Raw genomic sequence first — 11,324 nt, forward strand, 5'->3', positions numbered from 1 at the left:
TAATGAATTCAAAACAAAGTCAAGAACTATCAAAATTAAAACTTCAGAATGTTAAGGCTAAGAAAATTAAACCTACAGGTAAAAAAAGATTAAGCCGTTCTTGGCAAGGTGATGTATTCGTATCAATCTTATTAATTGGATTTGGATTATTTAGTGCTTATCCATTAGTATTTACGATTGCGAATGCATTCAAACCTTTAGATGAAATTTTCTTATTCCCACCACAGTTATTTCCAAGAAACTTTACATTTGATAACTTCACAGAATTATTTAATTTAATTGGTAATACAAGAATTCCAATTTCAAGATATTTCTTTAATACACTGTTTATTACAGTGCTTGGGGTTGCTGGTCACGTTTTATTTGGTGCATTAGCAGCATATCCATTAGCAAAACAAAAATTCCCTGGTAAAGCATTAATTAACCAATTAATCGTTTACTCATTAATGTTCTCATCATTAGTAACTACAGTTCCAAACTATTTAGTTATCTCATGGTTAGGATTTATTGATACACCATGGGCAATTATTATTCCATCATGGGGATTCACTTTAGGATTATTCTTAATGCGTCAATTTATGGTGACAATCCCAACAGAATTATTAGAAGCAGCACGAATGGATGGTGCTGGTGAATATAGAATTTTCTTCAAAGTTGTTATGCCACTTGTTAAACCAGCTTGGTTGACAGTCATTATCTTACTGTTCCAACAATTATGGTCAACAGATGGTGGAGCATTCATCTTTACAGAAAACTTAAAACCACTATCATTCGCATTATCACAAATCGTATCAGGTGGTATTGCAAGAACTGGTGCTTCAGCAGCAGTTGCATTATTAATGTTAATTGTTCCAGTATCAGTATTTATCTTCAGCCAAACAAGAATCATTGATACAATGGCACATTCAGGAATTAAGTAGGTGATATGATGATTAAATTTATGATTTTATTACAATCTGTATCACTATTATTCAGTGGTTTATTTACAACACAACAATCATATAACTATTCATACTGGGGTGAAATTGCATCAGCAGAATCAATGCACTTATTAAGAGCAATTGATAACTCAAATATTACAGACATCAATGATGTAAGAAACCCAGTTGTATTAGGTGATTTAAGAGATGCATTTGTGTATAAAGATTTTATCTATGTATCAGATGCAACAGCAAACAAAGTATATGTATTCAATAATGAATTCAAGTACGTTAAATCATTCCCAGAAGATGGAGATGAATTAGGTAAGCTAAATACACCAAACGGAGTTTATGTATTTAATGACTTACTATATGTCGCTGATTATAACAATAATAGAGTTGCGATTTTTGATATCAATACAAACCAATTAGTTAATGAAGTTAAAAATCCGAATGATATTATTTTTGAAACAGTAGACTTTAAACCTCTTCGCGTTGCAGTTGACCGTACAGGTCGAATTAATGTTATCGCTTATAACATTTTCGAAGGGGTGATGGAATTTGATACTGATGGACAATTTAACCGTTTCTTCGGTACAAACACCATTAAATTTAATTTTATTGAAGCCTTAATCTACAAATTTGCAACTAAAGAACAAAGAGAAAAAATGGCTTTAAATTTACAATCATCATTTATTTCATTAGACATTGATAAAGAAGGTTACATTTATACAGCTTCTAAGACTGAGTTCTGGGAACCTGTTAAACGTTTAAACTTTAAAGGTAAAAATGTCTTAGAAAATAAAGGATTAGTTCCTGTTGTTGGAGACTCAGTGACCCAAGAACAAGACACAAGAGTTGAAGTTGGACCTTCACAAATTATTGATGTTGCAGTACATGAATCAATGCAACGTTATAGTATCTTAGATCAAAATAGAGGAAGAATCTTCACTTACGATAAAGAAGGAAATCTACTATATATTTCAGGTGGAAAAGGTACTTTACAAGATCAATTATCAAGTCCAACATCATTAACTTATTTTAACGAATATATTATTGTTACCGACAGCACATCAAAAAGCATTAAAATCTATGAACCAGTACAATTTGCGAAGTTAGTGAATAAAGCAATCGCAGAATATACTGCAATGGATTATGCAGCAGCAAGAGATACATGGGCAGAAGTATTAAAGTTAAACTCAAATTACTTCTTAGCGTATGCAGGTATTGGTCGTGCACAACTTAGAGAAGGCAACTATGAAGATGCAATGAAGAACTTCGAATTAGGATATGATTACTATAACTATTCAAAAGCATTCGAACAATATCGTAATGATCAATTAGCAGCATTCTTGCCATACGTTTTAATTGTTGGATTAGGTGCGGTAGGATTTGTTATCTTCAAATCTATTAAGCAAGCTGTCAAACGAGAAGGAGAGGATTAAGATGTTCAAGAAAATACTTAATAAAATCAAGAACTTTGATTATCTTCAATTTCTAAAGCATGTTTGGGAAGATTACTTTAAATTTCCAATCTACATCTTAACTCACCCTTTTCAAGGTTTTGATGACTTTAAATTAGAGAAAAAAGGTAAATATCATGTTGCAATAACTTATATTCTTTTATTAGTTATTTCAACTGCTTTACAAGTGACACGTTCAGGATTCTTAATTAGAGAATCATACGTAGAAAACTTCTCTATTATTAAAACATTCTTCTTAATTACAGTGCCAATTGCATTAATTGCAATTGGTAACTGGTCAATCACTTCATTATTTGAAGGAAAAGGAACATTAGGAGAAATCTTTAAGGTTTTAGGATATGCAGTCATTCCATTGGTATGGTTTGGTATTCCATTAACATTTATCTCAGGACAACTTATTCAAGAAGAATTAGCAATCTATGCTACGTTATCAACGATTGGTGTTGTCTTAACTGGTTACATGGGATTCTTTGGCTTATTAGTCATTCATGAATATGGACTAGCAAAAACGATAGTGACATTAATTGCAACAATTTTAGCAGTTGCAGTCATCATTTTCGTAGGAATCTTAATCCTTACATTATTCCAACAAATTTGGGGTTTCATCCAACAAGTATATGAAGAATTTATCATGAGAAACTCTTAGGGAAGGAAAAACACAATGAAACGTAAAATGATTAAATATAGTGTTATTCTTCTCCTAGTCTTAAGTCTTACAACATTTGTACTTGTTCAAGTACTTGGCGCAAAAACTAAGTATGTAGAACGAGCACCATATGATAAAACTGGATTTGTAAAAAAAGAAGATTACACACAAGACGAAATTGTTATCGAAAATACAAAATACAAATTTATCTTAGATGCAGAAGATACAAACTTCGAATTAATTGATAAAACAACAAATCAAACTTGGTACTCAACACCAAAACATGACACATTATTAATACCAAGTGACGCTAGAGAATTATTTGTTCTTTTCTATGAAAGAAAAATTGAAGCATCAAAACGCATGAGCATTAATGATGAATCAGTTCAATATGACAAATATGAATTTAGAGTTAAAGACAACACAATCGAAGTACTTTATGAAGTTGGTGGTAAACACAATCTAACGATGACAGATTTACCAAGACAAGTAAGTAGTGAAGATTTCAATACAAAAATCTTAGAACCACTTCAAGCAAAAGTACAAGAAGGTGTGATCACACAAAGACAATTAACAAGTTTATTAAATAACTATATTGAAACTGATGGTATTCGTTATTTAAAAACAATCGCATCACAAGAATCAATCGATACATTCTATAAATTTATCTTCGAGTACTCTGATTATACTTATGAAGATTATTTAGCTGATGCTGAAAAATATGGATTTGAAACAAGTCAACAATTACCTTACTTTGAATTTGCAGTGAAATACACATTAACTGATAACGGATTTGAAGTTAGATTAATCAATGATTCAATTGTTGAAACTGAAAAATTCCCAATCGCTTATATCGACATCTTACCATTCTTTGGTACAGGTAATATGGGAGATCAAGGTTTTACAGTTATTCCAGACGGTTCAGGTATTTATATTGACCACAATAACTTAAAGTACAATACAGTTGCATATGAAAAACGTGTCTACGGAGCTGACTTATCAATTGGTACAGCAAATGAGATTAAACCACAAACTGGTGAAAAACTTTCATATCCAATGTATGGTTATAATAAGAATGGATATGGTTTCATTAATGTAATTACATCTGGTGATGCAATGTCAACTTTAAGAGCAGGTTTCTTAACAGAAGTAAGAAACGGTTCTTATGCACATAAGATTTCATATGCTTATTACCGTTACGCAATTAGAGAACGTGATGCATTCACATTCCAATCATCAACAAACTCTCAAAGAGTTACAAGTTGGACAATTGATTACAATACAGAAGATTATGTATCAAGTTATCAATTCGTGTCTAAAGAGAACTCAACATATTATGATATGGCTAAGCTATATCAATCACATTTAGTTGAAACATACCTATTAGAAAAAATTGAACAACAAGAAAAATTAAATATTACCCTTTTAGGCGGATATCTACAAAAGAAATACTTCTTAGGTATTCCTTATACAACAGTTGATTCATTAACTGATGCAAAAGGTGTAATCAACATTAAAAATGAAATTCAAAAACTAGGTATTAACGACTTTACAATCACTTATTCAGGATTCTCAAATCAAGGTGTTAAATCGACTTCTTACGTAAAGACACACTATAATGATCAAATTGCATCAAGAAAACAACTTGAGAAGTTAATTAAAGATTTAAAAAATGAAAACATTGATTTATTCTTAGAGTTTAGCGCATTATATGCTGCTACAGATAAAGACTTAAATCTAGATAAAGATGTAACAAAAAATATCTTTAACGATGATGTTTACAGATATCCTTATTTAGAATCATCAAAAGTGACTGACAAGAACAAAACAATCAGTTATGTTCAAAATACAAAAACAAGTAATAATGTTATTTCAAATGTGATTAAAACATCAAACAAGTTAAATAATAACTTTGTTTCATTCACAGACTTTGGAAATCAGTTAGCATCTAATTTAACAAAGAAAAATACTTTATTCAGAAATGAAGTGGCTGCTAAGCAAGTAGAAATGATTGAACGATTAGCTGATTATCATGTTCAATTAAGGAATCCTAATCAATACTTAGCAATGTACTCAGACCAAATCTTAGATTTAGATATGAAGGGTACAATGCATCCAATCGTTGACTATGATATTCCATTTGTAGCATTATTCTTAAATGGTTACTTCAACTATTCTGGTCCAGCAATCAATGTTGATGATAGTAAATCAATCACATGGCATATGTTAAAGGCAATTGAAACAGGTGCTGGATTACAATTTACTTTCACAAATGAAAGTACAACAAAACTGATTAAGACAGAATATAATTATCTAATCTCTACATATTATGAGTATTGGATGAATGATTTAAAACAAGTTTATCAAACAATTGATGGCTTAAATATTAATGGTAAAGACATTATCGATCATAAAGTATTAAACCTTCAAGGTTCATTAGTTGAAGTCACATATGAAGGAAACATCAAAATTAGAATCAACTATGAAACAGAAAGTTATGTGGTGGTATCATGAGAAACAAGCAAATTAAATATGTAGAAGTTAATAAACTTGAAAAACATCGTATCACAACAGAAAATAGAATTAAAAAGTTACTTGCCAAACAAGTAACTAACGAACACAAGATCGAGTCTTTAATACAATTAAACGAATCAAAGAGAGAGAAAAACCCCGATTATAATGGAAACAAAATTGTTAGAAAAATAGTTAAAGTTTCTGACAAAAACCAAAAGATTAAAAACACAATTCAAAGACTAGAAAAACGACTTTTAGATATTCGTGATGAAAAATTAGAAAAACGTAATATTTTACAATTAATTGGTGATTGGTTTAGAAGAATTCCTAATTTTAAACAAAAAATTATTTGGGGTGTCTTATTTACAACACCTTGGATTATTGGTATTTTATTATTCTTCTTACCATCATTTATTAAATCAGTATGGTGGAGCTTTAATGAAGTATCACCTTCTGGACAAGGATTACAATTTAAATTTATTGGTTTAGGTAACTATATTAACTTATTTACAAGTTATGTTATTGAAGGTAATAACGTATTTAGCGTACAGTTATACTTATTCATTCAAAATTTAGTTATTGATTTACCAGTAATTATTATCTTCTCAATTTTAATTGCTACATTCTTAAGTAAACCATTTAAAGGTAGCACAATTGTGAAGGCGATCTTCTTTATTCCTGTTATTTATAATTTCACATTAATCTCTGATACTTTAAATCAAGGATTTGGACAATATCTTGACTCATCAACAGGTGCAGATCAATTCTTCGTTCAACGTCTAGCATCATTCTTCCTTGAAATTGGTATTGGTGGAAATATTATTGAGATTATTTTACAAGCAGTAGAAAGAATCTTTGTGATTATTAACCTTTCAGGTATTCAAATCTTAATCTTCGTTGCAGCTATTCAATCTATTCCAGGGCACTTATATGAAGCTGCGAAAATTGAAGGAGCATCTAAGTATGTGATGTTCTGGAAGATTACGATTTCAATGATTACACCATTTATTCTAACTGCAGCAATTTATACAGTCATTGACTCGTTTGCGAGAGCTCCAATTTACAGATTCTTAGACTTTGCAATGACTCAAAATAAATATGGATTAGCAGCAGGTATTTCTGTGAGCTACTTCATCATTAACATGGCAATCATAGGAATTGTATTCTTATTAATGAGAAAGAGAGTGTTCTATTATGATGACAGAGGCTAAAACTAAATTCTTAAATCGTCAATTTAATGCACTCAAAAATAAATCTAAACAGATTTATGATAAGAGATTAAAAACTCCGCAAAAGCGTAAAATGACTTTCGAGTTAATACTTGAAAAGGCATCTGTTCTATTAAAGTATTTCTTATTATATGGATTATCATTCGTTATCTTATATCCTTTAATTCAACAGTTCTCAATTGCGTTAAGAGCACCAGAAGATATTAACAATCCATTAGTTTTATGGATTCCTGAAAACTTCTCACTGAAAAACTTTGAAATTTCAGGAATTGTCTTAGACTATTGGAACGCTTTATGGAACTCAATCAAAATGAGTACGATTGTAACAATTCTTCAAATTTTATGTACAGCATTAGCGGGTTATGCGTTTGCTAGGTTAAAATTTAAAGGACAAGGCATATTATTTATCATCGTGATGGCAACAGTTATTGTTGCACCAGCAACAATTGAATTACCGCTTAAATTAACCTTAATGGATTTCTTGGGAACTGGTAAATCATTACTTGGTTCTCCAACCATTATGTATATTTTCGCCGCAACTGGTATGGGGATTAAAGCAGGGGTATTCATCTTCTTATTCAGACAATTCTTTAGAGGAATTCCTGAGGAAATTGAAGAAGCTGCCTACTTAGATGGAGCAAATCCATTACAAGTATTTACAAGAGTTATGCTTCCAAATGCAAGAGGAGCTATGGTCTTAACAGGTATTCTTACTTTTGTATGGCAATGGAATGATTCATATTTCACTGCAAACTTCGTGTCAAAAGTAAATAGTGATTTTTCTACCCTAACAACTAAGATGATGTCAATTCGTAATGCAATACAGGGTGCAATTCAACAAGCTGGTATCTGGCAATTACTTGACCAAGACGTTACCCAAAACCCGTTATTCACATCAATGATCTTGAATACATCAGCAATGTTATCAATGATACCGCTGATTATATTCTATCTATTGGTGCAAAAAGTATTATTTACTGAAGGAATCGAAAGAAGTGGCCTAGTAGGCTAATAAAAAAAGGAGAAAAATATGAAAAAGGTTTATTTACTTTTAACTTCTCTTCTCTTTCTACTAGTTTTAGTAGCATGTGGAGATAAGGGTACAGATCCAAAAGTGCCACCAGTTACACCTCCAACTGATGGTGAAGATAATGAAGATGAAGACGATACTAAATATGATTTAGGTGGTATCGAATTCGTTATCATGGTGGATAATGCGTTAAGAGCTGATCCAAGATCAAGCCAATATGAACGTTTATTCCAACAAGAAAAAATAGCTTTAATGGATAAGGTTGAAAAGAAATACAACGTTAAAGTTGTATACAAAAACTATCCAACAAATGCTTCATGGGGTGGGGCAAGAGAAAGATATATTATCGAAGAAACTGCTTTCCAATCAAAATCTGCTCATGTGTATGAAATTATTTCAACTTCATTACCAAACTTAGCAGAACAAAAAGCAATCGTTCCATTAGATGATTATATTCAAGCATATGGATCACCAAGATTCTGGAATTCTAAAAAAGAATTCGGTTTAGTCAAAGGTAAATATTATGGATATGATGATCAATTCTCAATTGCAGATAAAGGTCTATACTATAATGTTGACTTAATGGCTCAAGTTTTAGGACCATCAAGAAAAAATGAACCATTAGAATTATGGCAAAAAGGTGAATGGACTTGGGAAAACTTTGAAAAGTTAGTAAATGAGTTAAACGGTCCATTAGATCACACAAGAACTGATGAAAACGGTGGTGCACAATACGTTTTAGGTGGAAGAACTTATAACTATGCATATGGTTTCATTGGAGCAAATGGTGGTAAATTAGTTGACGCTGACTTTAACACTTATTTAACTGACAAACCAGTCTTAGATTCATTAGAATTCTTAAGCAAATTACGTACAACAGATGGTATGTGGATTGATGATGCGCCATTATCAAATGCATCTCAACCACAATTCGCAGCTGGTAATGTTGTGTTCCAAGATGGTGAATCATGGCATATCACTGCAAGCAACAAATGGGGCGGCGTGAACTTCAAAATCAACTATGTTCCATGGCCAGTTGGTCCAAACGTAAAAGAAGATATGTCAAATTACAAGAGCTTAACAGTTGGTGGAAAATCAACTTATGTTATTTCTTCAGCATTCTCTAAAGCAAATATCCCAGCTGGATATGAAGATTTAATGATTCATGATGAAACAATCTTCAAGATTTGGGCAGATTTACAATACTTCCCAGAAACATTAACTGAAGTAGAAGATAACTTCTATGCAACAAGATTATATTCAAGCTATGAATCAGATATCTCAAGAGAAATTCACTTATCATTAATTGATTCTACAGTTCCTGATTATTTCTATAGCGTTATTGAATCTCAAGCACAAACAGATCAATCATTCATGATTAAGATTCAATCTGCTATTCAAAGTGGAGAAGTTCGTAACATTATGACTTCAACTGAATCAGCACTACAAGCAATCTTTATTGAAAGATATAATTTAGGCGAAAATTATTATAATCGATAACAATTAAAGGAAAATGCGTCATTTTGATAAAAAATGACGCTCTTCCTAGTGTTTAAATAAGAGGACATATGAAAAAAGTAGTATTTATGGGTGACTCAATCACTGCACAATTTAAATTATTAAGTCAATATGAAAATATAGTGAATATCGGTGTTGGTGGATATAAAACAACGGAATTAATTCCACTTGTAAAAGAATTAAGATTACATCAACCAGATATTGTGGTTTTACTCATTGGTATCAATGACTTTTTATGCAATAAACGTTTCTTTGAACATGGGTATACTATTCCTTTTCATAAGACTTATGACACTTTACTTGATATGATTACTGTAAATCTACCAAGAACTAAGTTATACGTCGTTTCCATGCTACCTGTTGCACCAAGAAAAGAAGGGATGTTAAATGAAACGAATGCCCTTAAATGGAATGAAGAGATTGCATATATCAACCAGTTCATTAAACATCAATCAAAGGTGTATCGAGCAACTTATTTAGACTTATATCATGAGTTTATTAAAGATGGTATGTTAAATTCAGAATATTCATTAGATGGTATTCATTTAACTGAAAAAGGATATCTAACTTATTTGGATTTCTTAAAAAAACATACTGAAGAAATTTTTATTTAAAGACCAGGAAGAGGATAAAATATGAAAAAAATATATTTAATACTAAGTATTTGTTTACTCTCTCTTTCATTAATTGGATGTAACCCAAAAGAAAATATAGATCCAGTCGTACCACCAATTGATGAGACAGACCCAGATAAAGAATTACTAGAAGATAAAATTGCACCAATTTTACAATTTACCCAATCAACTTATAGAACAGCAAGAATTAATCAATATACAACAGACTTCAACATTTTTGAAGGCTTACAAGCTTTAGATAACCTAGAAGGTGATATCTCTTCACGTATTGAAGCTGATTTAGGTGACTATGATGTTACAGTACCAGGAGAATACGAAGTTTTCTTCTTTGTACAAGACCTTGCAGGAAATGTATCTAACTTTGTTTCTAAGAAAATTACAGTTGTTGAATATTATTTCTTAGTTGAAAAATATCCAATATTTACGGGGATTATTCCAAATGAATCTGCTAAGCCTGATAAACAAAAGGTTTTTGCAGGTGCATATTACCACAAAGTATATTCATCTAAAGATTATTGGTTAGGAATTGAAGCAGAATTTACATTACCAATGTTTGATATTAATCGATATAATGGCCAACATGATGACCGTTTACCAATTGACCCTTCAGTTAAAAACTTAGATAATCCATCAATTTATATGGGTGGACATGCATGGAATGAATCTGACGTCGGATTATCACTTAGCTTAACAGTTTTAAAGAATGGTTCAACAACAATTGGTTCATATGCATTTAGACCATTCTGGCGTTATATTACAAATAGAGATTATGACATTGGAGGATATGATAGAGCAAATGGTAGATACTATGCTGTATCAAATGCTTCAGGAAATAATCAAACTAAAAATTTATTTGGTAACTGGGACTATTTATTCACTGAATACTATTACCTTCCAGGTGATAGATTAAGAATGATTTTATACTCTCCAAAACCAGGATACTTACAATTACAAATTCAAGTGATTGAAAAATCAACATTACCATATTCAGTACAAATTAGAGAAGAAAACGGATGGAAAGATCCAGCAGACTTTAAGTCTCCAGCATTCTCATCTCCTGAACATGGATCATTAACAACAAAAGTAGAATTTAAACGTGTAAATGCAATTGACCAATCAGGTAATGAAGGAAAACCAAATATTCCTACTACATCACAAGTATTTGATATGGTATGGCATAACACTTACTTATTAAGAAAAATTGATGGACAAATGTATAGAGTTGTGATGAATGAAACAAGAGCAAACTTTACAAATGGCCCTGCAGATAGTCATTTCACAACATCTGGCATTGATCCAGTAACTGGTGGAGAAACCGTAAGAATTCACCCAAACTTTAATTAAGGAC

9 protein-coding genes are annotated in these 11,324 nt (G+C 31.2%); all 9 read left to right on the forward strand.

From position 1 onward, the window contains the following. Positions 1-2: 2 nt before the first annotated feature. The 9 genes from EXC59_RS01015 to EXC59_RS01055 all read left to right on the forward strand — a co-directional run bounded on the left by EXC59_RS01015 (position 3) and on the right by EXC59_RS01055 (position 11,320). Complete coding sequence (locus EXC59_RS01015) at positions 3-920, forward strand: carbohydrate ABC transporter permease (protein WP_035369063.1); 918 nt, start codon at positions 3-5, stop codon at positions 918-920. Positions 921-928: 8 nt separating this feature from the next. Further along, positions 929-2,365, forward strand: a complete 1,437-nt coding sequence (locus EXC59_RS01020; protein WP_035369064.1) for an NHL repeat-containing protein — start codon at positions 929-931, stop codon at positions 2,363-2,365. Position 2,366: 1 nt separating this feature from the next. Next, positions 2,367-3,050 (forward strand): Yip1 family protein, encoded by a 684-nt coding sequence (locus tag EXC59_RS01025; RefSeq protein ID WP_035369065.1) that lies wholly within the window; start codon positions 2,367-2,369, stop codon positions 3,048-3,050. Between the two features lie 15 nt (positions 3,051-3,065). After that, a complete protein-coding gene (locus EXC59_RS01030; protein WP_162163989.1) occupies positions 3,066-5,564 on the forward strand; it encodes a DUF5696 domain-containing protein in 2,499 nt (832 codons plus the stop codon). Further along, complete coding sequence (locus EXC59_RS01035; protein ID WP_129614230.1) at positions 5,561-6,775, forward strand: carbohydrate ABC transporter permease; 1,215 nt, start codon at positions 5,561-5,563, stop codon at positions 6,773-6,775. Before EXC59_RS01030 ends, EXC59_RS01035 begins: the two co-directional genes overlap by 4 nt. Next, positions 6,762-7,805: a carbohydrate ABC transporter permease gene (locus tag EXC59_RS01040; RefSeq protein WP_162163990.1), complete on the forward strand. Its 1,044-nt coding sequence runs from the start codon at positions 6,762-6,764 to the stop codon at positions 7,803-7,805. Before EXC59_RS01035 ends, EXC59_RS01040 begins: the two co-directional genes overlap by 14 nt. An 18-nt stretch (positions 7,806-7,823) precedes the next feature. Beyond that, a complete protein-coding gene (locus EXC59_RS01045; protein WP_035369070.1) occupies positions 7,824-9,323 on the forward strand; it encodes an ABC transporter substrate-binding protein in 1,500 nt (499 codons plus the stop codon). 68 nt (positions 9,324-9,391) lie between these two features. Further along, entirely contained in the window at positions 9,392-9,955 is a 564-nt protein-coding gene (locus EXC59_RS01050) for an SGNH/GDSL hydrolase family protein (RefSeq protein WP_035369071.1), read from the forward strand. A 21-nt stretch (positions 9,956-9,976) separates the two neighbouring features. Next, the gene (locus EXC59_RS01055) at positions 9,977-11,320 is read left to right on the forward strand and encodes a hypothetical protein (RefSeq protein WP_035369073.1); all 1,344 of its coding nucleotides are present in this window, start codon (positions 9,977-9,979) and stop codon (positions 11,318-11,320) included. Positions 11,321-11,324 lie beyond the last annotated feature (4 nt).

The organism is Acholeplasma hippikon (assembly GCF_900660755.1).
Lineage (GTDB): Bacteria > Bacillota_I > Bacilli_A > Acholeplasmatales > Acholeplasmataceae > Acholeplasma > Acholeplasma hippikon.